The organism is Rothia sp. P13129 (genome assembly GCF_048512865.1).
Taxonomy (GTDB): domain Bacteria; phylum Actinomycetota; class Actinomycetes; order Actinomycetales; family Micrococcaceae; genus Rothia.
The window spans coordinates 82,339-106,840 of the sequence record NZ_JBLXYA010000005.1 but is presented as its reverse complement, the minus strand read 5'-3'; the positions used below and the strand labels follow the sequence as shown (position 1 = coordinate 106,840).

Genomic DNA, 24,502 nt, shown 5'->3' with positions numbered 1-24,502 from the left:
AAAACATAAAACATATTCTCTGAGTCTTCCCGTAAAAACTTATGTTAAAGCTTCTTAGCCTTCGACTTTAAGCTCTCCCATTTCATCCCAATCATGACCCTCAATAACACGAGAAATAATCTGAGGAGTACGAGTAAGAAGCGGTTGCAAAGTCTTCATCGCTTCACGGAAATGATCAGAATTAACATGAGCTTCAGCAGCATCTTCTTCAAAAGCTTCAACAAGGACAAACTCACAAGGATCTTCTACACTACGAGACCACTGGAACCACTTATTACCCGGTTCTGCACGAGTGGCCTCAGTGAACGGAGTGAGTTTTTCAATGAAGCTGTCGGCTTCTTCTGGTTTGACGGGGAACTTAACGACAATAAAAATCATGGGAAGTACCTCTCGAGGATTTAAACTATTTAGAGTAGAAACCACTGTAAAAGTAGATACTCTTATTTTGACACGTCAGCACAACAGCCCCAAGTGCGCGGTAAGAAATATTTCCCATGAAGATAAAAACCTAGGATAGAGTACAGCATATGACTCAACCTGTGGTGCAATTCTTAAAAACTGACCCTGCGGTTATCTGCGCAGAAACAACACTGAACGCAGATATCCACAAGCTCTATGCTTTTATCGCAAACCCCGCAAAACATTGTGAGCTTGACGGTGGCGGAAGCGTTCAGAAACTACTCTCTCAACAAACTCCAGAACTTAAAACAGGAGACCGTTTTACAGAGAAAATGTTTTTATTGCTCCCTTACCGTATGACACTGACGGTGACCCGTGCACAGAAAAATCAATTCATGACATGGCGTCACCCCGCAGGGCACGAATGGGGATGGGAACTCATAGACCACCACAATGGGTCTGTTACCGTACGAGAAACTTTCGACGCCCGAGAAGCACGATGGGGGAGATACTCTCTTCACCCAATATATAAAGTATTAGGCATGTACAGCAGGAACCGGAAAAATATTGCGCTATCCCTTGCAAAACTGCATCGAACCTTCAAATAGGAGAATCTTTAGATAACTCGTGAAAACTGCCCCTAACACCATCATCTCTAAAACCCAACCAACCATAAGCGCACGTCGTCGCTGGTCAGCGCTAGCCGTGCTCATGCTACCGGTACTGCTCGTATCCGTAGACAACACCGTACTCGCCTTTGCGATGCCATCCATTTCCCAAGCATTACAACCGACCGGCGTACAACAGCTATGGATCATCGACGTCTACTCTCTCGTTCTCGCAGGACTACTCGTACCCATGGGAAGTTTCGGAGACAGAATCGGACGTAAAAAACTATTACTCATCGGATCAACAGGGTTTGCGCTCGCTTCAGCCTTAGCCGCTTTCTCACCGAACGCTACGTGGCTTATCATCGGGCGAGCAAGTATTGGATTCTTCGGCGCGATGCTCATGCCATCAACACTCTCGCTGATTCGTAATATTTTCACCCATGACACCGAACGAAGAACAGCAATAGCTATCTGGGCAGCAATGTTCTCTGGAGGGGCCGCACTAGGACCTATCGTCGGAGGATTCCTCCTTGAACATTTCCAATGGGGTTCTATTTTTCTGATGGGCCTCGTGGTTCTTTTACCCTTTCTTGCCCTTGCACCATGGGTACTTCCCGAATCTCAAGACCCCAACCCCGGAGCCGTTGATATCCTCTCCATCTTCCTTGCAATATCAACGATGACGCCCATCGTCTATGCCATTAAAGCAGTTGCAGAATCAGGGCTGACACCTCTGAACCTTCTCACAGCAACAGCAGGACTCATCTGCGGTGCACTCTTCATCCGTAGACAGCTTAAACAACCTATCCCCATGCTCGATGTGCGACTTTTCACCAACCCCACCTTTACCGGCGCTATCTTAGGTAATCTCCTCGCCATCTTCTCCTTGGCTGGGTTCATTTTCTTCGTTTCACAACACCTTCAGCTGGTCCGAGGAATGTCACCCATGGATGCCGGAATTTTTCTTCTACCGGGGCTGACGGTTACCGTCCTTGCAGGGTTAGCTGTCGTAAAAATCGTCCCCAAAATTAGCCCCGGCACAGTTGTCGCTGGCTCTTTAATGCTTGGAGCCGTCGCCTATGGTGTAGTAGCAATCTCTGATAACGCTGCCACAAACTTAGGGCTGATGATTGCATTCCTCATGCTTGGCTCTGCCTCTGGCGCAGGAGAAACTATTGCAAATGATCTTATGCTCTCCAGCGTCCCATCCGAAAAATCTGGGGCTGCTTCAGCTATTTCAGAAGCATCATACGAATTAGGCGCACTCCTTGGAACAACAGTTCTTGGCGGAATCATCACAGCGGTATACCGGTCACAGATTCAACTACCGCAAGGTCTCAACGCCGACGACGCACATCATGCCCAAGAGACCTTAGGTGGCGCTGTGTCCGTGGCACAACACCTAGAACACCACGGAACCGAACTGCTCACCTCCGCACAACATGCCTTCGACTCTGGTGTGGTGTGGACAGCGGTTATCTCCGCAATACTGATGGCCCTCGCCTCAATAATCGTCTACCGTCTCTTACGTCAAGCATAAAAACGTATGAGTAAACAAAAGAGTGTTTTCTTGAACCCTTCCGATTCAAGAAAACACTCTTTTGTTTTTTTGGGGGGGGCTACGCCTAGGCTGCACGTTGCGTTTTCAACGATGAGAATACCCACGACACTAAGAAGCCAGCAATCATCGTCAAGACAATAGTTCCACCCACCGGTAAATCAAAAGCCCACGAAAGATATAAACCAACTGTTGAACATGTTGCACCAAAGATAGGGGAGAAGAACATCATTCCTCGCAACGTAGAACACAACATGCGAGCAGCAGAAGCTGGCACAACAATTAACGAAAGAACCAGTACGTTACCCACCGTTTGTAGAGAAATAACCACCGAAATAGTGACTAAAACATACAAAATAATATCCATGAGTAAGACCGGAATGCCGAGTGCTCGGGCAGACTCTTTATCAAGGCTCACCGTAACAATCGGACGATGAAAAACAGTTAAGACGAGAAGAACAAGAGCGCCAATCAGTGCAGCCGTCACAACATCTTGTGTAGAGATACCAACAATAGAACCGAAGAGAAAATCTTGCACCGATCCCGAATACCCCGGTTGCAAAGAAATGATGACAATACCAAGGGCAAAAGAGCCAGCAAAGAAAATACCGATCACCGAATCTTCACGTAACTTTTGATTCTGACTAAAAATAGCCACCAAAATAGCAGTAACGATACCGGCAACCATACCGCCAAGCATCAAATTAGAACCAATGACAAAGGCAACAGCCAAACCAGGGAAAACTGAGTGAGCAACAGCATCACCAATAAAGACCATTCCACGCAAAACCACATGGTTTCCAATAATTCCCGTGACAACTGACGCAATAACAACTGCACCAAGAGCACGAAGCAGAAAACTCAGATGGGGGTTAAAAAGATCCTGAATAAAATCTAGAGGGGTAATCAACTATGCCTCCCTGAGCCAACGATGAAGTTCTTCAACACTTATCTGATGTGCAGGAACATCTAAGGCGAGATCCCCCCGAACACCACAAATACGAGAACAATGCGTTAGTGCCGAGAGCATATCGTGAGTAGACATCACAATGCCCAGTCCCTCTTCTGTCAACGACGTATACAACTCATTGAGAGAATCCTGTGTCGGAGCATCAACACCAGTGAAAGGCTCATCAAGGAGCAATAGAGAAGGATCTGACGCTAAAGCTCGGGCAAGTAACACCCTTTGGCGTTGCCCACCAGAAAGCTCACCAACAACCCGATCTTGTAAATGAGTAATTCCAGAACGCTCAATAGCACGGAAAACACTCACCCAATCATCCGTTGACGGGCGGCGAAACCAACCAATAGCCCGAGTCCTACCCGTTAACACGGCGTCTTTGACAGTAATCGGAAAAGACCATTCAAAATAATGTTTTTGAGGAACATAACCGATTTTTTCGCGTGCAGCTGCCGGCGACTGCCCCAGAATAGATACACTGCCTGAACTAGGAGAAATCAACCCCATAAGAGTTCTTAACAACGTGGTTTTTCCGGCACCATTTGCACCGACTAAGGCAATAAACTCTCCAGCTGAAACCGTCATATCCAGACCTGAGATAATCTCACGATTACCATAACGAACCCGAACACCTTCAGCTGATACCAACGCAGTTCCCATATCAGAACCGTGAATAGAATGACTAGAAGAATACATCAACGAAGACGCTCCTGCGCTTCTTGCTGGGCACGCTTACTCTTACGAGAGAAAAAGTACAGGGCAACGATAAGAACTGCCCCAACGCCCACAAACAGCGCTATAGGAAGAAGGGAAGAACCAGCGTCCTGAGCATCTTGAGCTGAAGTATTCTGCGTAGAATCTGTGGATGTATCTGATGAAGGAGCCGACTGCACACTATCTGAATCTGAAGAATCTTCCGGTTTTGACTCAGCTTGAGCAAAAACTTCTTGCGGGTTTAACGCGCTACCAACAGCAAATTGTAAGCGTGCAGTATCTGAAACTTTGGTGCCATCAGCAAGAGTTGCATGAGCCTTAACCGTCACAAAATATGCGCCGGGTTTCGTAAACACCCAGTTCGCATGAACATGGCTATTAGAATCAACCCAAATATCTTGAGCTTGAGTATCTGCAGAATTCCAGAGCACCTGAGGAGCACTGAAATTACCGTTTTCGAGGTAGAGGCTCATCTGGCCTGGGCCTTCAACCTTCTCTAGGGTGAGCGTCATGCCCTCACCAAGACGTGAAACTACCTCTGGGTCTTGACTGTTCCATCCAGGCCACACAACACCAGAACGTTCGGTCTGAGGAATAACATAGACATCTTCACCAGCAGAAGCCTGCACAAAAGCATAGCGCGGGTCATCTGGTACTGGAAGCTTAGCGTCATCATTGCCCTGAAGGACGACATCAGAAAGATGCCGCCACACAGGAGACTGACCGTGATCGTCATGAAGCATCAAACGCCATTGACCATCAACAAACTTTGGGCCCATATCAACATGCCCTTGTGGAATGACTGTCTTCTCTGTGCCAATGGGAGAGTCAGCGCTAAGCGTCTGCTCTAACGCCCTTTCTTGTACCGAAACATTAGCATCGTGGTGTTCTGTACCAGTCTCATCTGCCATAGCAGGAGCAATAGAAGTTCCACTGCCTAAAAACAATAGGGTACATACGGCTGCGGTTAAACGAGGAAACTTTTTCATAGAACTTTCTTCTCTTAAATACCTATCTGTGAATTATTTTCCTGAAGAACAGGTGCGTATGGTGTGCGCATTCGCCAACATCATGTCCAAATAATGTGGTGCTTGAGTATCGAGAGTGTCCGCATAAAGCTCACATACTTTTGTGCCTGTATCTGCGGCAACTTCTGCAAGAACACTTGTCCGCTGAAGTATTCCACGCTCTAAATAAAGTGCTGGAACATTGAGATCTTCAATGGTTCGACGCAAACGCGCTCGCTGTTGCGCACTTGGTTCTGAGCCGGCGGCAGGAGTCACAAAACCTACCACTTTGAGCTGATATGTATCGGCTAGATACCGGTAACCGTCATGAGTGGTGATGATATTTCGTTCAGACTCGTTGAGGGCCCCATATATTTCGTGTAACTTTTGGTGCCCTTTTGAAAGTTCTTTAACGTATTCAGAAGCATTGCGTGCGTACTCGGTAGCACCTTGAGGGTCTGCTGCGCTCATGACATCACGAATAACAGAGACAGCAGCTTGAACGTTGGGAATGGAATGCCAAAAATGAGGGTCAGTATCCCCATGAACATGTTTTCCAAGAACAGCTTGAGCTAAGAGATACACCTGTCCCGTATCGTTATGCAAAAAACGGTAGTGACTACCTGAAGGTATTTCTTGCAAGGTGCGGGTCGGAACTTCTATAAGGGTCTTGTCGGGGTCTAAGTACTCGATATTTTCGTGTGAATCGGTACGTAGAGAAATCTTGCCGGTATCAATATTTGCAGTAATATCTGCGTGTCCCGCATCGAGAACTTTCACCTCTGAACCAAGTTTTTGAGCAAGCTGGGCAGAATCAACACCAACAGCAAAACGAACAACTTGTTCTTGTGTGGTTTTTCCTTGATGGTCTGCTGCTTGGACCGTTATCTCATAGAGACCAGGTTTTGCAAAACTCCACGAAAGGTGGGTATGAGCTTGTGCCGGCAATTCTACTGATCCTAAAACACCAGTCGAGACTTCTTGCCCATTTAAATCTGTGCGAGTTGCTTGGGAAGAATGAGAATCTGAAACAGTGTCAACAGCACCGAAAGTTTCTGTAATAAAACTTGCGGATTGTCCGGGGCCTACCATCTTTGTTGTGTTCAGATGAACTGGCTCACCAGCATGTCCACCTTCAATACGTACACCGAGCCAGAGGGAATCTAAAGATGCGTCTTCGACAATACGTTGGAGTTGCCCACCGTATTGAGAGATATTTTCTGCAACGGGAACGGCTTTTACTGCTTCGGGGAGGTTCGCATCAATAGTCCGAATGAGCTTATTTTGTTCTAATAAAAGACCGTTAGTTAACGCGACATGAGCGTAGGCAATATCTCGAATATCGCGTAAAGAAGGCTCATATGAGTGGGGGTTAGCACCGGGGGGAACGAGTGAGGTAACGTGCGCGCGTGAGCCTCCAACAGTTTGTGCTAAATCTGCCAGGATAGGCGTGGAAGCCACCACCTGCAATGCTTGGTTGCTGGTGGTGGCTGCAGGGGGCGTACACCCGGTCAGTGCAAGAGCAAAGACCGGGATGTACGCCAATATGCGCGCTATGCGCGATTTACGCATTCTTGCGACGAGCGATAGTCAACGCGCCCGCGCCAGCTACGAGAAGCAAAGCTGCGAAACCGAGATATGTTCCGGTTTGCGAACCTGTGTATGCAAGTTTGCCGGCTGCAGATTCTTTCTGTGCTTGTGCAAGTTCTTGCTGAGGTAGTGCGCAATCTTCTCCGTCAGCGGTTTTTCCAACGATGCGAACTTTCGCCCCATCAGGACGTGTGACGATACCTGTTGCGGTATCAACAGTGCCTCGTTGGGTTTCTTGTGATTTTTGTTGTGGAGTTTTTTGAGGAGTCTGTGCCTTAGGGGCAGAAGCTTTTTCTTCTGCTTGGCTCTTACCCTCTTGAACGTCTCCTACTTGGAAGTTGAGGTCGGCAGAAGTTGTGACTTTCTGTCCATTTTTCAACGTTGCGGTGAAGGAGATGTTTGCGGTGTAGTTGCCGGGTTCAGTAAATACCCAGTTGCCGTGTTGGTGGGTGTTTACTGGAACGTCAAATGATCCTAATGTGTTGGAGTCAAAGACCTTCTGCCCAGCAGAACCGAAGTTTCCGGAGAGGAACACTGCCATTTTTCCTGGACCTTTGAGGCTGTTGAGCTTCATGGTGACAGGACCTTGAGCGTTCTTGACAAGTTCTGGATCTTGAGTGTTCCAACCTAGCCATGGAACTCCAGCTTCTTGGGTTGCGCCAATCAAGTACACATCGCTACCGGCTGGAGCGATGTCACTCATACCAGCAGGGAGTTTTTTCTGTGCGGCGTTACCCAAGACGAATTGCAATGAGGTAGGTGCAACCCATCGAGATGGGCTAACGCGATCGTCCTTGACAGAGGCTGAGAGTTTTCCTCCGCTAAGTAGCGCGCCGAAATCAAAGTGTCCTTCGTGAACTTGGTCAGCTGAAGTATTGACGACGGTGCTCGTCTGAACAGCTCGCTTGATAGCCGGTACAAATGAAGCGTTAGTAGCGTGATGTGCGTGATCATTGTGAGATGCGTGGGCAATCACTTGCTCTTTGGGGTAACACTTCTTCTGTGCTGGTGCTGTTGCTTTAGCGTGTTGAGCAGATGATGGTGTTTGGGCAGTCGGTGCTGGAGCTACACCGTGGGTGTGCCCATGCTCATGATGCCCATGATGGTCACCGTGCTCATGATGGTCACCGTGCTCAGCCTGTACAGGGACAACAACCTCAACGACAGGGTCTGTGACTTCTGGAGCTGGGGTGTCTTCTTCTGAGGATGGTGGCATCGTTGCTTCGGGAGCTTTATCCTCTACTTCAGGAGCTTCAGGAGCTTCAGGAGCTTCAGGAGCTTCAGGAGCTTCAGGAGCTTCAGGAGCTTCAGGAGCTTCAGGAGCTTCAGGAGCCTCAGGAGCCTCAGGAGCCTTATCCTCGACTTCAGCTGCAGTCATGCAAGAAGTAATAGCTTCTTCTCCAACAGCAAAAGAAAGCTGCTGCTTTTCGCTGCTTACTTCAGTTCCATCCTTGAGAGTGGCAGTGTAATACGTCGTAAATGCATAGTTACCTGCCGTAGAGAAAATCCAGTTCGTATGGGTATGCGTTGCATAGGAAATATCGATAGTATCGAGGTTCTTTGTTGAGTCCAAAAGAACTCGATTCTGACCGAAAGCATCGCTAAGGTACATACCAAAAGTAGCGTCTTGAGGCATCATCGTCGGTTCAATGTGCAATTTAACGCTGCCGTCAATCTTTGAATAATCAATTTCTTGAGTGTTGTACCCTGGCCAGATGGTTCCTTGAATTTGAGTCTGTGGCAAAGCGTAGAAAATTGATCCCTCTTTACCGACGAAGCTATCAAGTTCTTCTCCGCCCATGAGCGCTGTGCGGGTATGACGGGCATGGTCACCAACAGTAAAGACAATATCATTGAGGTTTCTATCGACAGCCTTTGAATCGATTTGGCCAGTTTCATCCTTGAGAGCTAAGCCGAGGCTTTTTTCTGAAAGGTTGAGCGTGCCTTTAATGTCGACGTGTCCATCACTTAGGATTTTTTTACCAATAAATGGTGTTGCCACACATTGGTCTTTAGTAGGCTCAGCCGGAGCAGGAGTCACAGGCTCAGCCGGAGCAGGAGTCACAGGCTCAGCCGGAGCAGGATCAACAGGCTCAGCCGGAGCAGGATCAACAGGCTCAGCCGGAGCAGGATCAACAGGCTCAGCCGGAGCAGGATCAACAGGCTCAGCCGGAGCAGGAGTCACAGGCTCAGCCGGAGCAGGATCAACAGGCTCAGCCGGAGCAGGAGAAGCTACGGAATTCAGCTTAATTTCTGAATCAGCAGCATAAGAAGTACCACTCTTATACTTATCGCTTAGTACAAGAGACGATGCATAAGCATCAATATCTGGATGAGGGAAAATCTTAACAATCAAATGATCGTTGTTAATCCAAGAACCATCATCGCTATAGTAAGCCGTTGCTTCACCATTAACAAAAGGCGCATCAAAAGCTGTATCTGGGTACGGAGAATCAGCTTTAAAGTAGAAACCTCCGCCTAAGACTCCTCGGAAATTAGGGTCATCAAATTTAACTTTGACTTTCCCGTATCCTTCAATATCTGAAGGAAGAACCTCAACAGAATATTTACCGGAAGTCATAGAATAATTCTCGGTTTTAAGGGTCAGATTATCGGGATCTGACACTTTTTCAGGCCAAGAGCTCTCACCCTCGGCGCTAGTGACACTACCAGAGCCGCCTTGAGTGTAAGACAGCGGTTGTGAAATCCAACGAACACCCTCAGAACCTTCGTTTGGAGTGAATACTGCCTGAATGTTTGTAGCTGATGTGCCAAAGAGCTCATCCCATTGGGACTGTCCATCGACAACATCTAAATCAGTCAGGAAATAACCGTTATTGAACAAGGTAAGTTTTCCGTTGACCTTGCTATCGGCACGGAACGTAAGAGTTGTGAGTAAATCATCTCCATCACGTTCAACTTTTTCCTTAGGAGCATAGGAGAGCTCGTACTGAGCCGTTGTTACATCACCAGAAGGTGCGGTATCGTAGCGGTTTTGAGTGTCATTCTCGTTCGCTTGAGCTGCTCCGCTACCAGAGAGCGGGCGTTGACCGCCTACCTGCCATGTAACGGTTGTTGGCTTGGACTGAATAATCGTTCCATCTGTTGCACGAGCAACAGTGCGATAGGTGAATTTATAACGTCCAGGAGTGGTGAAACTCGTGTAATTGTGAGTGTGGCTTCCTTGACGCAAGAGGGAAGATTGATAACCGTTGTCTGTTGAGCTAAGAAGACGGCGGAAAGAGGTGGGGGAGTTGCTTCCGCTGTACCCAAAAAGCTGAACCTCTCCGGGGCCGTCTACGTGGAGTAAATCAAGGTAGAACGTTGCATCGCGGAACTTTTCAACAGGAATATCAGAATCTGCACCAAAGCCAACCCACGCAGGATCATGGTTGAAGTTTGGAAGCTGAGGTGCTGCATAGAGAACATCGCCAGGATTACCTAAAAAGCGTGCTGCTTCAGAATCTGGCACTACGAAAGCGTACTGATTGGCCTGTCTAAAGTCTGAGCCCCAGCCTTTACCAACCCAAATAACAGCATCGTTTGGGTCATAGTTTGCTGGGCCAGTGCCGTCTTGTGAAGGTGCTTCAGCATAGATGGCGAAGGTGTTTTGATCTTCATCCCAGAAACTCTTGGGGGTGTCGATATGTGCTTGAGTGGCAACAATTTTGCCATCATCAGGTCCAGCCTGTGCTGCTGGTAGAGCGGCGAAGAGAGAGCTAAATGCTAAACCTGCTGCTAGCGTGCAACGGGTAATAGGGTGCTTTGATGCACCAGATGTGGGTGTAAACATCATTGCCTTTCTAGTGATATGCATTCAGCATCATAACTTAATAATGAGAATCGTTATCAGTATATGGCTAAAAAATTTTCTTTTCATGTCGTTCCACAAAAACAGCACCTCACAATAAAGAGTCGTGTGGGTGTTTTCAAAACGAAACCTTGAAAACACCCATACGACTCTTATCTAAAAGAAAAATATCACTATATGGCTAGTATATATTCCATTTAAGTTATCTACCAGATGCGAACTCTATCCTCCGCAGAAAGATACATCGGGCTACCTTCTGGAACATCAAAAGCATCATAAAAATCATCAATATTCTTTACAACACCATTAACACGGAACTCATCCGGAGAGTGTGGATCCGTTGAAAGCAACATCTGCGCCTGCTGAGGGCGAGTCTTCGTACGCCAGCCCTGCCCCCACGCAATAAACACACGCTGTAAAGCCGTAAAACCATCAATAACAGGTGCCTGACTAATATCGTTAACACCAGCTTCTTGAAGCGCAATACGATACGCCTTCAACGCAATAGATAAACCGCCTAAATCACCAATATTCTCACCCAGAGTCAGCTCACCGTTAACACGGTATTCACTAGCATCCAGTCCGCGAGGAGTGTACTGAGAATACTGATCAACAAGAGACTGTGTTCGACGCCCAAACTCTTCACGGTCTTCATCAGTCCACCAATTATTTAACGCACCAGTGCCATCATACTTAGACCCTTGGTCATCAAAACCATGGCCAATCTCGTGGCCAATAACAGCACCAATACCACCATAATTAGCGGCGTCATCAGCCTCAGGATCAAAATAAGGTGCTTGCAGAATCGCCGCAGGAAATACAATCTCATTTGCCGGAGGCATGTAATACGCATTAACCGTCTGAGGGGTCATTAACCACTCATCCTTATTCACCGGTTGCCCGATACGGTCAAGATGGAATTGCGTCTCAAAAGCATAAGCACGACGGATGCTCTCACACAATTGACCAGGCACAAGCTGCAGAGAAGAATAATCACGCCAGCTATCGGGATAACCAATCTTAGTGACAAACTGACTCAACTTCTCAAGCGCACGATTACGAGTCTGCTCTGTCATCCACGGTAATTCACTAATGGACTGGTGATACGCCTTAATAAGATTCTGCACCAAAACGAGCATTTTCTCTTTATGCGCCGGTGGGAAATGCTGAGCAACATACTTCTGCCCCAACTCCTCACCTAAATAGCTTTCAACCGCAGACACTCCGCGCTTCCATCGAGGACGTAACTCCTCCGTACCCGACAGAGTCCGACCAAAGAATTCAAAATGAGCCTGAACTAACTCGTCATTAAGATATGAAACGCGAGCCAGAAGCACCTGCCATAGTGAGTACAGCTTCCATGACTGAAGATCAACACTTTGCCACAGCTGAGCCACCTCGCGAAGATACGAAGGCTGCCCCACAACCACCGTTCCAAATTGCTCAGCCGAAGAACCAAGAAGCTCAAACCAACGCGAAAAGGCAAAACCAGGGAACTCACCCTCTAGCGCAGAAGCCTCATACGGGTTATAACGTTTATGAGCATCACGTAACGTGACTTTATCCCAATGATGAGACGCAATTTTAGTCTCCAAGGACATAATGCGCTCAGCAATATCCGCAGCCTCAACGCCAACACGCTCATCGAGGGCGCTAAGAGAAAAAATTTGACGAATATGCTCCTGATATTGGCGACGAATCTGCTCATACTTCTCTTCGCGATAGTAGCTCTCATCCGGAAGCCCTAGACCAGACTGCATTAGATACGCAACGTATTTTTCAGGATTCTGAACATCGATAGAAGTGTACCAACCAATAAAAGAGCCAACCCCCACACGCGAAGCACGAGCATTAACATCAAAGAGTTCTTCTCGAGTTGACGCTGAAAGAATCGGATCAATTTCACTCAGAATAGGAGAAATGCCGTCTTTGTTAATGGTCTCAGTATCCATGAATGCCTGATAGAGGATGCCGATACGACTCTCTGGCTCCTGCTGAGCTGCCTGCTCGATAATCTCACGGACGTTTTCTTCCGCCTTATCTCGCAGAGTATACATACCGCCATCTTTAGAGCGGTCTGCAGGAATAACATGGTTGTCAATCCAACGTCCGTTAACGTGGCGGAAAAAATCTTCTGAAGGGGCTACCGACTGGTCAAAATATTCGGTATTAATTCCTGAAATTTTAGTACTCATACAACCTAAGTCTAGAGGAGAGTCACGTGTAATTGCACTTAAAACATTGCAGAACTGCTACCGCAGCAAACATGAATATGCGTACCCTAGAACTATGCAAAACACCATGGAATACCGTCAATTAGGACAATCTGGGCTCACTGTCTCCGCCATCGGACTAGGATGCAACAACCTCGGACGTGCAGGAACACCCACAGAAACTCAAGAAGGTACTAATACCGTCCTCCGTTCAGCACGAGAAGCAGGAATCAACCTCTTTGATATTGCTGATATTTATGGAAAAACTCCGGGGGCAGCTGAAACACGCTTCGGGCAAGCACTCAAATACCTTGGGACTCAAGAACGAGAAAACATGGTAATCGTCTCTAAATTTGGGATGAATATGAATGGCGCTGCTGGTGCAGATTACGGCGCCCGCGGTTCTCGCGCGTATATTATGCGAGCAGTAGAACATTCCTTGACACGACTCGGCGTAGAGCACCTTGACGTATACATCTACCACACCCCCGATGGCATCACCCCAATTGACGAGACGCTTCGTGCATTAGACACCCTTATCGCACAAGGAAAAGTACGCTACATCGCTCACTCTAATCAGGCTGGCTGGCAAATAGCTCAAGCCGAATATGTTGCTCGAGAACTAGGATGTGAACGCTTCATCGCAGCAGAAAATCATTACAACCTCATTGACCGTCGAGCAGAACTGGAAGTTATCCCTGCAGCGCGAGAACTACAACTTGGGGTACTGCCATACTTCCCACTTGCAAACGGTCTACTCACAGGAAAATACCGTCAACATCAGCAAGCGCCAGAAGGCTCACGTCTTTCTCACTCACGGAAAGAATATCTACGACAAGCGCCGTGGGAACAACTTGAACAGTTCTTCACTTTCGCCCGTGAACGAGAACTGCCAGAAGCACAAATTGCTCTAAGCTGGCTTCTAGCTCAAGATACCGTCAGCTCTGTGATTGCTGGAGCAACGACACCAGAACAAATACACATGAATGTCCAATCAACCCAAGTGGCACTAAACCAATCTGATATTGAGGAACTAAATCATATTTTCCCTGCCCCACCGAAAATTGCCCTATTCTAAGGGGTAAAACCTGCACATTGTGTAGATATGTGCACGATATAACAATGGTGGGTGTGTTCAATACGTTCAACGTATTGAACACACCCACCATAGAGATGCTCTAGTGATAGCTACGCACCTTGACGGATACGCTCTTGCCATCTCTGCGCCACTTGAGGATCAGTGGGCTTTGTGAGAAGTGAAGCAACGATATAAACGATGAAAGAAGCAACCAGACCGATATAAATCGGTTCATTAGCCATCACACCGTATATCACCATGCCAAGAATAACGCCGATAGAGCCGACTGCCATGGATAATGCTGCTGCCGTTCCGGTTCCACGCTTCCAAAGCAACCCACCAAGAATCGCAACCAAAAGACCGCCGACAAGAATGTCATAGGCAATCGTCAACCCTGTAATAGCGTCGGTGAGGAAGAGTGCGATAACAGTGGTAATTACACCAAATCCAAGAACATACCAGCGGTCTGCGACAAGAGCACTATCAGATGATTCATCGGAGTTCTGCAAAGAATCTTTTCCTAACAGGAACGGTACAACATCTACGCGGGCAACAGTTGCTGAGGCGATAAGTGAACCAGAAGCTGTGGACATCATGGCAGCTACACCAGCAGCTAGAACAACGCCACCGATACCAATTGGTAGGTAGTTTTGGGCGAGGGTGGCAAAGACGTCGTCACGGTGTTCAATATGAGGTTCAATGACGCGTGCACACATACCAATGATTGCGCCAGCTACAGAATAGATAATGACGTAAATACTTGCTGCGGTACCGCCCCAACGGGATACTTCTGGGGAGCGAGCAGTAAAGACGCGTTGCCAGATGTCTTGTCCAACGAGAAGTCCGAATGTGTAAATGACGAAATAGGTGATGATAGATTCGGTGCCGATACTGCCAACGGCAAAGAACTCTGCATCAAGGCGCTGATGTAGGCCGTCCCAGCCTCCTGCATGATGTAAAGAGAAAGGGAGGAGGAGGAAAAATACACCGACGGTCATGAGGATAAATTGCATCATGTCGGTGAGGGTAATGGACCACATGCCACCAAGCATGGAATACCCGATGACGATGATAGCGCCGAGAAGAATAGCCCATGTGCGGTCTACATCAAAGAGCACGCGGAAGATGGATGCGTATGCGGCGGTAGAAGTGACCGTGAGCATGACGGTGTACGCGAGCATCACGATAGATGATATTTGGGTGGTGCGCACGCCATACCGCAAGGTGAGTACCTGTGAGACGGTATATAGCTTAACGCGGGTAATGACAGGTGCGAAGATAAGGCTCAACAGTAGCATTCCGACGCCGATAGCTGTCACTAGCCACATTCCTGAGATTCCGTAGGTATAGCCGAGTCCTACACCGCCAACGGTGGATGCTCCACCGAGAAGGAGTGCACTCATGGTGCCGGTGTAGAGAACAGGGCCGAGTCTGCGTCCTGCTACACGGAAGTCTTCTGCATTATGTGCTCGTTTTTTGCCGAGGTAGCCGAACGCTACGAGTGCTATGAGATAGAGGACGATAATGAGGATGTTCATAAGAAGTTCATTTCCATAGGTCGCAGACACTAAATGTGGTCTGAGTAACGTGCAATGTATATAAAGTATGCACTAATCTGTATAACGATTCAACCAGGTGTGTTTCTGTGTTCCCTCAAAAATGACTCACCGCTCAAAATGGTGCGCTCGTCACCCATAAAAACCATTCCCATAAAAAACAACAGGAGGGAAACCCTCGCGGGGATTTCCCTCCTGTATCCAGCGCCTTGCGCGTACCCAAAAATTAGCGCAACGTCTCACTAATCTTCAAGTGAACTAATGAGGGACCAGATGTCTTGAGAGCTTCTGTTACTGTGTCTGCCAAAGAATCAACAGTTGCAGAAAACGCGGTAGCACCAAATGCTTCAGCTAACTTAACCCAATCTGGCTGAACCAAGTTAACCGCAACATCTGAAATGCCACGATCACGCTCATTCTGACGAATTTCTCCATACCCGCCATTGTCTACGCAGATAATTGCAATATCGAGGTGCTGCTCGACTGCCGTCATGAGTTCCTGTATTGCAAACATGAGCGCGCCGTCACCGAGTAAGCAGACGACAGGACGTTCAGGGGCTGCAACTTTAGCTCCAATTGCTGCAGGTAAGCCGTAACCTAACGTGGCGTACGTTGCCATATAGAGCAAAGAGTGAGGTTGTGGTGCACGGTAGAACGTTGTGGTGCCCATATAAGTGACCTGAGAAGAATCGCCGGCAATAATGGTGTCTTCAGGAAGAACTTCCATAATGCGTTCGTTGAGTTCTGCAAGCTCTGGTGCGATAGCACGCCCCTCATTATCAAGAGCGTCAAAAACTTCTTGTAAATCTCGTTGTTCTCGGGTGCCTTGGGTCACTCCACGCTCTTTGAGAGCTTCTAATAATTGGGGAACTACTGCTGCAGAATTACCTGGTAATTCAATATCAGGTGCGATATTGCACAGCATTTGAGAACGCTCAATATCAACGCGAATCACAGGCCCTTGTGGGTGGATATCTCCATCCCATAATTCTGCTTCACCAATTTTAGAGCCAATGATGAGCATGGCATCGGATTCACGACAGAAAGCGTGTGCCGCTGATAGACGGAGGTCTGCGCCTAAGGATAGGCGGTGTTTTTCTGGAATCGCGCCTTTGCCGTTGACTGATGTGATAACTGGTGCTTCAAGAGCTTCAGCTAACGCCAATATTGATGTTGCTGCTGGTAGGGATCCGCCACCGGCTACGATGAGTGGGCGTGAAGAGTTCGCAAGAATATCGGCAGCTTTCTCAATATCTTCTACGGGTGCTGGTTGTGGGCTTCCCAGTGGGCGCGCTTGGAGTAGTGCGTCAGGGAGGTCAACGTCTTGTTCGAGGATATTGAGGGGAACCTCAATGTGAATGGGGCGGGGGCGTTCATGTGCAAAAGAACGAAATGCGTTATGGATAATGTCCACAGCTTCTTCGGCAGAGCTGACTCGACGGCTAAATTGCACGATGGAGTCTACTGCTCCGGTGGGATTTTTTGTTTCGTGTAGTGCCCCAATATCACGGTATTCTTGGCCGACAGGTCTGCCGGGGGAGAGGATAATCATAGGGCGTGATTCTGCGTAGGCGGTAGCTGCGCCAGAAAGAGAGTTGAGTAATCCTGGCCCGGAGGTGGTAATGACAACCCCTGGTAATCCTTTGATTTGTGACCAGCCGTCAGCGCCGTAGGCTGCACCTTGTTCGTGTCGGGTGGTAATAGGTGTGATGTTGAGTTCTTCTAAGTGTCGGTAGAACTCAAGGTTGTGCGTTCCGGGGATGCCAAAGACGGTGTCAATACCGTAATTTTTGAGAGTGGCTAGAATGGCGTAGCCTGCGTTGTGGCGCGGGGTTGTTGTGGTCACAAACAGCTCCTTGGTGACGGTGGTTGGGTCTTTGAAGTAGATAGTTTTTGTGGAATATCGATACAGTGTATTGAAGCAAGTGTATAAGTACGCTGATTGTTTATGAGGTATTTAGCCTTATGAAAAGTTATCCAGCTCACCAATAAATATTCACCAATGAATAAAAACCTATGGGGTAGTTCACAACTCCATCAATTTATTGCATAGTGGGAAAGACAGAACCGCACCACACAACACCACAGACACCGCCAGGAGAAAACATGACAGACCAAACCAACATCCCCGCACAACCCTCCTTCTCTGCACAAGCAGAACGCGTCATCGCAACAGGCGCAGACGGAGTAGAACGCATCGGGCCCATCAACGCCGCACAAGTACCACGCTGGGCAGGGCTCGGCACCTTCGCCCGCCTACCACGCCTCGACGAAACACCCAACGCAGATATCATTATCGCCGGAATGCCCTGGGACTCAGGCGTCTCCTACCGCCCCGGCGCACGATTCGGCTCAAACCACGTCCGCGAATGCTCCCGACTCCTACGCCCCTTCAACCCCGCCGCCAACATCTCACCGTTTAAAGAAGCACAAGTAGCCGACGCCGGCGACATCATCGGAAACCCCTTCAACATCGAAGAAGCACTGGCACAAATGGAAGCCGGCGCACAAGAACTCACCAAAGACGGGGCAAAACTCATCACCATCGGCGGAGACCACACCATAGCACTCGCAAACTTACGTAACATGCACCGCCAACACGGAAAAATTGCGCTACTACACTTTGACGCCCACCTCGACACCTGGGACACCTACTTCGGAGCAGAATACACTCACGGAACACCCTTCCGTCGAGCATTTGAAGAAGAACTCCTCGACACTGACGCCCTCTGCCACGTCGGAACCCGCGGACCACTCTACGGAACAGAAGACCTCGACGACGACCGACGCTTCGGATTCGGTATCGTCTCCTCCGCAGACGTCTACTACCTTGGAGTGCAAAAAGTCGTTGAACTCCTCAGAAAACGCATTGGAAACCGACCACTCTACATCTCCATCGACATCGACGTACTAGACCCCGCACACGCACCCGGCACCGGAACACCCGAAGCCGGAGGTATCACCAGCCGAGAATTACTCGAAATACTGCGTGGACTACGCGGACTGAACATCGTCGGCTCAGAACTTGTCGAAGTATCCCCCGCCTACGACCATGCCGAACTGACCGGAATAGCAGCAGCCCACGTCGTCTACGAATTTATTAGCCTCCACGCACTAGGCGCCAACGCCGGAACCGGAAAACCAGCCTACGGCGAAGCCCCCATCAGCTACGGCGACAAAGAATAGGAAAACCCACCCCCATGGTAAAAATTCACGAACTACTCGACGGCGCAAACACCGAAGAAGCACGACTCATGCAACACTTTGCCGAACGTGCCGGAGGATTCCGCCCATCAGCAGTGCGCGACGTCTTCGAAGTCGCAATGCGCCCCGGCATGATATCCCTCGCTGGAGGAAACCCCGACCTGAACCTCCTACCCCTCGAAGAACTCGGTGAAAGAGCCTCTCGCATCATCATCGAAGAAGGTTTAGAAGTCCTACAATACGGTTCCGGTGCTGGTCTCGAACCCCTCGCAGAACTCATCTGCACCCTCATGAAAACAGAAGGGGCAAGCCCAAAAGTCTCAGACATCCAAATCACCGCAGGCTCCCAAATGGGGTTAGACCTTGTAACAAAACTCTTCGTCAACCCACAAGACGTCATCCTTGCAGAAGGACCCACCTATACCGGAGCGCTCGGCGTCTTTGAAGGATACCAAGCCGATGTTCGCCAAATTGATGTAGACGAGAACGGGCTTGACCCCCACAACGTGAAAGAAATGGTGCAAACCATCCGCGCCGAGGGAAAAGACATCAAATTCCTCTACACCATCCCTAACTTTCAAAACCCCACAGGAGTCTCCCTCTCCGAAGAACGACGTCAAGAACTCACCCGTGTATGTAGAGAACTCGACATCCTCATCGTCGAAGACAACCCCTATGGGCAGCTTTCCTTTGATGGAACACGACGTCCTTGCCTCTACTCATATGACCCAGAGAACGTGCTCTATCTCGGAAGCTTCTCTAAAGTCTTCTCTCCCGGTGTGCGCGTCGGCTGGATGGTCGCCCCAGAACGCATCCGTAAATTCTTACAGATTGCAGCAGAAGCAGTCACTATCTGCCCCTCCGTGCTCTCACAACGTCTCGTCTTGAGCTTCATGAGCGACGGACTCTGGGAAGAACACACTCGAAAAACCGCATCACTTTACCAACAACGATGCGAAGCAGTCCTGAACGCCTGCGAAAAATATATGCCTGAAGGAACCCGCTGGAGCACCCCAAGCGGAGGATTTTTCACTTGGCTTACATTGCCTGAGAACAGCCCATGGAAAGATGCAACAGAAGCCCTAGCCCCCGCAATAGATAACGGCGTTGTCTTTGTCCCCGGAGCCGCCTTCTACGAAACCGTAGACGGAAAAAACCCTGGAGCAAACCAACTACGTATCGCATTCTCCTCAGTAGAACCTGCAGTACTAGAAGAAGGGGTACGACGCTTAGCAGAAGTGCTCAACCGATAAACCTCGATAGTGCGCTCTACCTCAGCAATACCAAAGATAAGGTCATGTTGCGGTGGAGCGCACTATTTTTTTAAAAACCTTCCCAAAAAATCTGCACCTCAGAACAAGAGAACCTCACACTGTCACCTAAACTACGTACAAAAAGACCGTAGGATAATATCTCAGATTCAACTACCTTAAGATAGTTGGATTCTTTGTATATCCCTAACGGCAACCCTAAGCCGTTTCAATGAATCATCAACCTTTGCAGCCCATCTGCGCGGATGGTCTAAGAAGCGTCAAGCTCACGTCCTAGGGAACAACATTCAGAGCGAATATTTCACCTCTGCTCAAGTTGACAACACAACCGGTGAAACAACGCGACCTAAGACGTTTATATAAAACCACACACGCATGCAAAGACGAGCAATGCCCTCCTTCACGCCACGAAGGAGGGCATAAAACGTTAAACACTAAAAATAGATGCTCATAAAAACTTCTCTTTTCCGGCAAAAACTATGTACTCTGTCACTATGGCTCGTATTTTTGCCCACCGTGGACTCTCTGGAATTGCACCCGAAAACACCCTCAGCGCTATCAAAGCATGCTGTGAACACAACGTGACATGGTTCGAAACAGACGTCGACATCCTCGCCGACGGAACACCCGTACTCATGCACGACACCTCACTAGCACGCACCACCAACAGCACCAAAATCCTCTACGACATCACCCAAGAAGACCTCAAAAACATTGACGCAGGCTCATGGTTCAACGAGAAATACCGTGGAGAAAAAATACCCACCCTCGCCGAACTCATTGATCTCATGAACACCGAAGGCCTTAACGCCAACATCGAAATTAAATCCAATGAACAAGGCGCAGAAAGAAGCTACCAGCTAGTTGACGCCGTCATCGCAGAACTTGAACGACTCAACCCCGAACGAGAAGTCCTCGTCAGCTCTTTCAACCACGTGCTTCTCAATGAATTCTCGCGTCGTTCCCCCCGACATAAAACAGCGGCGCTCTTTACCGAACAAATGCTACAACCAGACTGGCTATCGGTAGTCCAAATGCTAGAGGTAGACGCCATCCACCCAGAAGATAGCGTCATGACAGAAAAACTCACCCAACAGATGAGAGACGCAGGATACGATATCAACGTATGGACCGTAAACTCCCGCTCTCGCGCTAACGAATTAGTGAACTGGGGAGTAACCGGACTCTTTACCGATTACGCACACCTCATGAGCGATTTCTCGTCATAAACATATGCACCACTAACATCTCTCACATAACGTCTTAAAATCTTCAGGAGACAATAGCCATGTGTACGGCCCTCACCTTTTCCGTCAATGGAGAGACCTATTACGGGAGGAACCTAGACCTAAATTGCGGATTTGGCGAAGAAGTCGTCATAACTCCACGAAACTACACTTTCAACTTCACCGACGGTTCTTCCTCCTCATCGCATTACTGCATGATTGGTATGGCCACCGTTGTGAACAACTACCCTCTATACGCTGAAGCAAGCAACGAAAAAGGTCTCAGCATTGCTGGACTAAATTTTCCGGATAATGCACATTATTTTGAGCCTCACCACGAGAAAACTAATGTTTCACCTTACGAGCTAATTCCTTGGGTTCTTAGCAGATACGCAAGCGTAGATGAGCTAAAAGTTGTGCTGCCAAACCTGAACCTCACCCATATTGCTTTTGCGCAAAATATGCCGTTAGCACCCTTGCATTGGATGGTCAGCGACTCACAACAATCAATAGTTATAGAATCCACCGTTGAAGGGCTAAAATTTTATGATAATCCCTTCGGTGTCCTGACTAATAACCCGCCATTTCCTTACCATCTTGAGAACATCAAAAACTATATTAATCTCACGCCGGAATGGCCTGCCAATAATGTTGCACCAGAACAACCCTTGAACCCTGTGGGTGTTGGCTTCGGCGGTTTTGGACTACCTGGCGACAGCTCACCAGCATCACGGCTCGTCAAAGCTGTTTTCTTGCGATCTAGCACGTTGAATCATCTAAAAATATTGCAAGAAACAGCAGAAAACCAGCAAGAAACAGTGGCTGTAAGCCAGTTCTTCCACATTCTCGATAACGTCGGCATGGTTAAAGGTTCTTGTTTTAATGAGCAAGGAGAATGCGAATATACGGTGTATTCGTCGTGTTGTAACACTTCCCGTGGTATCTACTATTACAAAACATACGACAATAGCTGTATCAATGCTATAGAGATGTCTTCCTGCGATACCGATGGCACAGAGCTCATTCAATACCCTCTTGTGCGGGCTCAAACTATACGTTACGCACACTAACGGTTAAGAAGATACTGGAGGGGGTGAAAAGTATCTAACGATATTTAAGCTTCTCAACAGAATAATGTGGATCCGGGTCACAGGTAACCTTGTACTTTGATGAAGCAAGTTTATTAATACTCTTCACATAATTTTGAGTCTCACCATATGGCGGGATTCCATGATATTCTTCGACGGCTCCTGGGCCTGCGTTATATCCAGCAAAAACAAGATCTTGAAGCTCTTGAGGTGTCTTAGCCAAAGGAGCAAGACGATCTTTCAAATACGCAAGATACTTACCTTGAGCGCGCACTGAATCATGAGGATTAGATATATCGCCCTGACCCCAAATATCCCAAGTATCAGGCGTAAACTGCGCTAACCCCTGAGCGCCGGCATGAGAAGAAACTTCTACTCGCCAATGAGACTCTGTCTCCAACTGAGCCGCAAGAAAACCCGTACGAATACCAGATTCTTCAGAAGCACGCTTAAGATCTTCACGAATCACCGCAGGAGCATACGTCAAATCAGTCTTACCACAATAATCTGTATATGTTGCGGCAAGACCAGCCACACCGCCGGCTAATAAGCCCGCTGAAGCAATAACCTGCCAATGGGCGAGCACACCGGAGAAGATGCGGACCATAAAAGAAGAACGTGAAGTTTTATCTGCAGTCATCGGATACTAGACTAACCTAAAATTCAAGGTAAATCTCTTTAGATACGCTAACCCAAATTATCGTGAGCGTTTCTCCAACGTACGACGAGGAAGAACCACGCCGGAAACAAAACCACCACGAATCAGAACTAGACGCCTATAAAAAGAATAACCCATCGACAACAAGCGCAAACACCACCAGTGCAACACCCACAGACACTTCTCGACCAATAGCCGGAATCTGCTGAGTCGTCTGCTCCACGCTAAACTGCACTTTCTCACCGCGAGACTGAGCCTCAAGAAGCCGAGCACGCCCCCTAACCGACGCCCTCACCGAAAGAACCATTAACGGAATAAAAGCGCAAAACCCTAACACCCCTAAAATCGCCGTCAATGGAGGAAGAGGACGCCCAACATACTCAAAACCAACAGAGACCAATAACGCCAGATTAATAACGCTAATGCGCACCCACGCATAACGATTAAAAACAGCATTGGCAGAACGCACCACAGAAGGACCGCCACCAATCTGCACCGGAAAAAGATACGTCATCGAACCAAGCAGAACCTGCAATAAAAACCCTGCAACAAATATGGGCGTCAAAATGCGCATCTTGACATCAGCAAAAGACGAAGCATTCAACACCAAAAATGACGCCACAACAACCGCAACCAACAACCAGAACACCGCGCACAACACCGAACCAGTAGAATAATCAACCGGCTTTTTGACAGTGCAAGTTTGAACCATCAACACCAGAACCAACCCAATAGCCACAGCATAAAGAACAAACCCAGCCCCCGAAACATAGTGCACACCGATGAATGCACCCAACAAAATGATGAGCACCGACAAGCTCATCATCGCTAAAGCGACCAGTGACCAACGCACCGCCTGCGGGTGCATTCTGGTGCGCAACATCGTCGGCCATAACGTCATCAACGTACCAACAACGGTAATACCCACAAAACCAAGAATATTAATCGCCTCATGAGCAAGAAGTAACTGAGCGTACCCATGACGAAGAACCGGAGGATAGGTCAATAAGGCGCCGCATAAAGCACCAAAAGGAAGGGTCCACGCCGCCACAATATAAAAATAAACAGTAGACCTAAAGCGTGCGGGCAGAGCCTTCTTCAGCTGCCATAGTAAAGAAAAACCATGGCAAGCAAGAACAACGCCGACTGCTAAAGAACCTATAAAAGTCAGTGCAAAGACACTGTTCAGCATCCCCGCAATAATGACAAAAACTGCCACGGTCAGCGCGTAAATACGACGCACCTGCCATAGTCGAGCTGACTCAGGCAAACGATTCTTCAGCAACGCCTCCGTAAAATGCTGACTCCACACCATAATCGACGTTGTAATAAGCCCCAACGTCACAATGTGAACAACAAGCCACGAAAAGGATGGAACCCAAGGTTTTGCAAGAAGCACGAACGGCAAAACTAGCAACCAGAATGTTACTGGCCGACCAATTTTACGATGCCACGTCGCTCGACCTGACGCCTGATCAACAAATTCTTGAGGAATCGGGCGAGCCCCCGTGAGAAAAGTTCGTGCTGGCTGATTACCGTGATGTGTCAACGTCTCAT

Annotated in this window: 18 protein-coding genes; 7 read left to right on the top strand and 11 right to left on the bottom strand. The window is 48.3% G+C overall.

Annotated features, from left to right (window positions below; all coding sequences use genetic code 11):
* Nucleotides 1-54 precede the first annotated feature (54 nt).
* The gene (locus ACN081_RS05085; RefSeq protein WP_419107132.1) at nt 55-378 is read right to left on the bottom strand and encodes a putative quinol monooxygenase; all 324 of its coding nucleotides are present in this window, start codon (nt 376-378) and stop codon (nt 55-57) included.
* Nucleotides 379-527: 149 nt separating this feature from the next.
* Here ACN081_RS05085 and ACN081_RS05080 point away from each other — a divergent pair, with 149 nt between their 5' ends.
* Together ACN081_RS05080 and ACN081_RS05075 are read left to right on the top strand one after the other, a co-directional pair.
* The gene (locus ACN081_RS05080; protein WP_419107131.1) at nt 528-1,007 is read left to right on the top strand and encodes a polyketide cyclase; all 480 of its coding nucleotides are present in this window, start codon (nt 528-530) and stop codon (nt 1,005-1,007) included.
* A 19-nt stretch (nt 1,008-1,026) separates the two neighbouring features.
* Complete coding sequence (locus tag ACN081_RS05075; RefSeq protein ID WP_419107130.1) at nt 1,027-2,550, top strand: MFS transporter; 1,524 nt, start codon at nt 1,027-1,029, stop codon at nt 2,548-2,550.
* Between the two features lie 85 nt (nt 2,551-2,635).
* On the opposite strand, the gene ACN081_RS05070 is transcribed toward ACN081_RS05075, so the two are convergent.
* The 6 genes from ACN081_RS05070 to ACN081_RS05045 all read right to left on the bottom strand — a co-directional run bounded on the left by ACN081_RS05070 (nt 2,636) and on the right by ACN081_RS05045 (nt 12,846).
* Nucleotides 2,636-3,478, bottom strand: coding sequence for an anchored repeat-type ABC transporter permease subunit (locus ACN081_RS05070; RefSeq protein WP_419107129.1), 843 nt, complete (start codon nt 3,476-3,478; stop codon nt 2,636-2,638).
* Entirely contained in the window at nt 3,479-4,225 is a 747-nt protein-coding gene (locus ACN081_RS05065) for a metal ABC transporter ATP-binding protein (protein WP_419107128.1), read from the bottom strand.
* A complete protein-coding gene (locus ACN081_RS05060; protein WP_419107127.1) occupies nt 4,225-5,232 on the bottom strand; it encodes a choice-of-anchor M domain-containing protein in 1,008 nt (335 codons plus the stop codon). The genes ACN081_RS05065 and ACN081_RS05060 overlap by 1 nt, the downstream gene beginning before the upstream one ends.
* A gap of 33 nt (nt 5,233-5,265) precedes the next feature.
* Entirely contained in the window at nt 5,266-6,795 is a 1,530-nt protein-coding gene (locus ACN081_RS05055) for an anchored repeat ABC transporter, substrate-binding protein (RefSeq protein ID WP_419107126.1), read from the bottom strand.
* Nucleotides 6,796-6,814: 19 nt separating this feature from the next.
* Nucleotides 6,815-10,636 carry a TIGR03773 family transporter-associated surface protein gene (locus ACN081_RS05050; RefSeq protein ID WP_419107125.1) on the bottom strand — a complete coding sequence of 1,274 codons (3,822 nt, stop codon included), beginning with the start codon at nt 10,634-10,636 and terminating at the stop codon, nt 6,815-6,817.
* Nucleotides 10,637-10,857: 221 nt separating this feature from the next.
* Nucleotides 10,858-12,846, bottom strand: coding sequence for a M13 family metallopeptidase (locus ACN081_RS05045; protein ID WP_419107124.1), 1,989 nt, complete (start codon nt 12,844-12,846; stop codon nt 10,858-10,860).
* Nucleotides 12,847-12,952: 106 nt separating this feature from the next.
* Between ACN081_RS05045 and ACN081_RS05040 the strand changes: the two genes are divergently transcribed.
* A complete protein-coding gene (locus tag ACN081_RS05040; RefSeq protein WP_419107158.1) occupies nt 12,953-13,942 on the top strand; it encodes an aldo/keto reductase in 990 nt (329 codons plus the stop codon).
* Between the two features lie 110 nt (nt 13,943-14,052).
* Here ACN081_RS05040 and ACN081_RS05035 read toward each other — a convergent pair whose 3' ends face one another.
* Together ACN081_RS05035 and ACN081_RS05030 are read right to left on the bottom strand one after the other, a co-directional pair.
* Entirely contained in the window at nt 14,053-15,480 is a 1,428-nt protein-coding gene (locus ACN081_RS05035) for a sodium:solute symporter (RefSeq protein ID WP_419107157.1), read from the bottom strand.
* Between the two features lie 244 nt (nt 15,481-15,724).
* Complete coding sequence (locus tag ACN081_RS05030; RefSeq protein WP_419107123.1) at nt 15,725-17,344, bottom strand: thiamine pyrophosphate-binding protein; 1,620 nt, start codon at nt 17,342-17,344, stop codon at nt 15,725-15,727.
* A gap of 260 nt (nt 17,345-17,604) precedes the next feature.
* Here ACN081_RS05030 and speB point away from each other — a divergent pair, with 260 nt between their 5' ends.
* The 4 genes from speB to bsh all read left to right on the top strand — a co-directional run bounded on the left by speB (nt 17,605) and on the right by bsh (nt 22,269).
* A complete protein-coding gene (speB, locus tag ACN081_RS05025; RefSeq protein ID WP_419107122.1) occupies nt 17,605-18,684 on the top strand; it encodes an agmatinase in 1,080 nt (359 codons plus the stop codon).
* A gap of 14 nt (nt 18,685-18,698) precedes the next feature.
* Entirely contained in the window at nt 18,699-19,955 is a 1,257-nt protein-coding gene (locus ACN081_RS05020) for a PLP-dependent aminotransferase family protein (RefSeq protein ID WP_419107121.1), read from the top strand.
* Nucleotides 19,956-20,467: 512 nt separating this feature from the next.
* Nucleotides 20,468-21,202, top strand: coding sequence for a glycerophosphodiester phosphodiesterase family protein (locus ACN081_RS05015; protein WP_419107120.1), 735 nt, complete (start codon nt 20,468-20,470; stop codon nt 21,200-21,202).
* A gap of 59 nt (nt 21,203-21,261) precedes the next feature.
* Nucleotides 21,262-22,269 carry a choloylglycine hydrolase gene (bsh, locus tag ACN081_RS05010; protein WP_419107119.1) on the top strand — a complete coding sequence of 336 codons (1,008 nt, stop codon included), beginning with the start codon at nt 21,262-21,264 and terminating at the stop codon, nt 22,267-22,269.
* A 34-nt stretch (nt 22,270-22,303) separates the two neighbouring features.
* Here bsh and ACN081_RS05005 read toward each other — a convergent pair whose 3' ends face one another.
* On the bottom strand, nt 22,304-22,927 hold the full coding sequence (locus tag ACN081_RS05005; protein ID WP_419107118.1) for a transglycosylase SLT domain-containing protein: 624 nt from the start codon (nt 22,925-22,927) through the stop codon (nt 22,304-22,306).
* Between the two features lie 136 nt (nt 22,928-23,063).
* Nucleotides 23,064-24,494 (bottom strand): hypothetical protein, encoded by a 1,431-nt coding sequence (locus ACN081_RS05000; protein WP_419107117.1) that lies wholly within the window; start codon nt 24,492-24,494, stop codon nt 23,064-23,066.
* Nucleotides 24,495-24,502: the final 8 nt, after the last annotated feature.

Excerpts from the sequence above, each read along its gene's own strand:
- ACN081_RS05085 (WP_419107132.1), bottom strand. The coding sequence starts at position 378 with ATGATTTTTATTGTCGTTAAGTTCCCCGTCAAACCAGAAGAAGCCGAC.
- ACN081_RS05080 (WP_419107131.1), top strand. The coding sequence starts at position 528 with ATGACTCAACCTGTGGTGCAATTCTTAAAAACTGACCCTGCGGTTATC.
- ACN081_RS05065 (WP_419107128.1), bottom strand. The coding sequence starts at position 4,225 with ATGTATTCTTCTAGTCATTCTATTCACGGTTCTGATATGGGAACTGCG.
- ACN081_RS05060 (WP_419107127.1), bottom strand. The coding sequence starts at position 5,232 with ATGAAAAAGTTTCCTCGTTTAACCGCAGCCGTATGTACCCTATTGTTT.
- ACN081_RS05050 (WP_419107125.1), bottom strand. The coding sequence starts at position 10,636 with ATGATGTTTACACCCACATCTGGTGCATCAAAGCACCCTATTACCCGT.
- ACN081_RS05045 (WP_419107124.1), bottom strand. The coding sequence starts at position 12,846 with ATGAGTACTAAAATTTCAGGAATTAATACCGAATATTTTGACCAGTCG.
- ACN081_RS05040 (WP_419107158.1), top strand. The coding sequence starts at position 12,953 with ATGGAATACCGTCAATTAGGACAATCTGGGCTCACTGTCTCCGCCATC.
- ACN081_RS05035 (WP_419107157.1), bottom strand. The coding sequence starts at position 15,480 with ATGAACATCCTCATTATCGTCCTCTATCTCATAGCACTCGTAGCGTTC.
- speB (WP_419107122.1), top strand. The coding sequence starts at position 17,605 with ATGACAGACCAAACCAACATCCCCGCACAACCCTCCTTCTCTGCACAA.
- ACN081_RS05020 (WP_419107121.1), top strand. The coding sequence starts at position 18,699 with ATGGTAAAAATTCACGAACTACTCGACGGCGCAAACACCGAAGAAGCA.
- ACN081_RS05015 (WP_419107120.1), top strand. The coding sequence starts at position 20,468 with ATGGCTCGTATTTTTGCCCACCGTGGACTCTCTGGAATTGCACCCGAA.
- bsh (WP_419107119.1), top strand. The coding sequence starts at position 21,262 with ATGTGTACGGCCCTCACCTTTTCCGTCAATGGAGAGACCTATTACGGG.
- ACN081_RS05005 (WP_419107118.1), bottom strand. The coding sequence starts at position 22,927 with ATGACTGCAGATAAAACTTCACGTTCTTCTTTTATGGTCCGCATCTTC.